This window comes from Oscillibacter sp. CU971, from assembly GCF_905219725.1.
Taxonomy (GTDB): domain Bacteria; phylum Bacillota; class Clostridia; order Oscillospirales; family Oscillospiraceae; genus Oscillibacter.
Genome location: NZ_CAJMXG010000535.1, coordinates 1 through 1,212 on the forward strand (window position 1 = coordinate 1; position 1,212 = coordinate 1,212).

Here is a 1,212-nt window from a genome sequence, read left to right on the forward strand (position 1 = left end):
TGCAAAATCGATAAGAAAAGTTACAAAAAAGCTCTAAAAACTGCGTTTTTAGAGCTTTTGGACAAAGGCGGCAAAATCGATCTCCCCGACAGGTGTTCGATTCTGTTTTTGCGTCCAAGACAAACCCGACAGTAATGCTTTCGAGTAAAATGTGCATTTATTTTTGAGAAATCCAGATGTGGATTTTTGAAAAAGGAACGCACATAACTCATCAAAGCTGCGGCCTTCTTATTTTTGAAAGGAAATTGTTTTCGCAGAATAATTCAGCATATATTATCCATTATCCGTGTCAGAGGCACCTGTTTCCTCAGCGACTACTCCCTCGATCATATCGGTTACCACCTGATTAAGCTGGGCTGCATTCTGGGATGTAATCACAGGAACACCAGTCTGCGTTTCCACAGCCTTGCGTGCATCCCCAGCCACTTTGCCGCCCGCACGCGCTATCTCAACATTTTCTGCAAATGTTTCAGGCTCTTTTTGTTTCGAGATCTCTGTGGTGGTCGCTTCGGCCAGCATATTCAAGACCAACTCCAGCGTGGTCATATTATCACGGAGATTCTCTTTTTTCAAACCTTTGAGACGTTTATACTGCCTGGTTGTCATACCGGACCATGCGCGGGAGATCTCATCGGTCAGGATGGCATATTCGATACCCTGTTGAACGCCACGGGCATCCCATTCATCAGTCAGCTCTTTACGCACCTGGATCGCCTGGAGCCGCTGGTTGATCCATTCACGGCTGTATCCTTTTCTCTGATAGGTTTCCAAGGCCCGTTCAATGGTCAGCTCAGGATCGATGGTTTCTTCTATACGCTCCCGGCCAACTTGAGCCAGCCACATTTTGAACGGTTCTGCCTTGGGAGAAGGAATGGACTGGATGATGCGCAGAAGCTGCTCGGTATCAGCTACATCGGTCAGCCGCTTTTTGCCGTCAGCCGCTGTCATCTTCAAACCGTGACAATTTGTCACGGTTTCATTGCCTTCCTCTCGCATCCGCTGTTTTANCTTGCGCCAATAAGCGGCAGGATCTTTACTGTCTGTCAGAACGGCTATCACATCTACGACTGAGAAGAACCATTCTTCCTTCTCCTCATCCCATGCGGTGCGGATACGCTTATCCTCAAAGAGCTGGATCTTATCATTTTGTCCCATCGATTCCAGCCTCCCCTCCATCATGCCGCTCCAGGGTGATCCCATACTGCTTCAGCA

Annotated in this window: 1 protein-coding gene; it reads right to left on the bottom strand. The window is 47.9% G+C overall.

The features are described 5' to 3' along the window. Window positions 1-273: 273 nt before the first annotated feature. Window positions 274-1,155 (bottom strand): Bro-N domain-containing protein, encoded by an 882-nt coding sequence (locus tag JX325_RS17210; protein WP_204792229.1) that lies wholly within the window; start codon window positions 1,153-1,155, stop codon window positions 274-276. Window positions 1,156-1,212 lie beyond the last annotated feature (57 nt).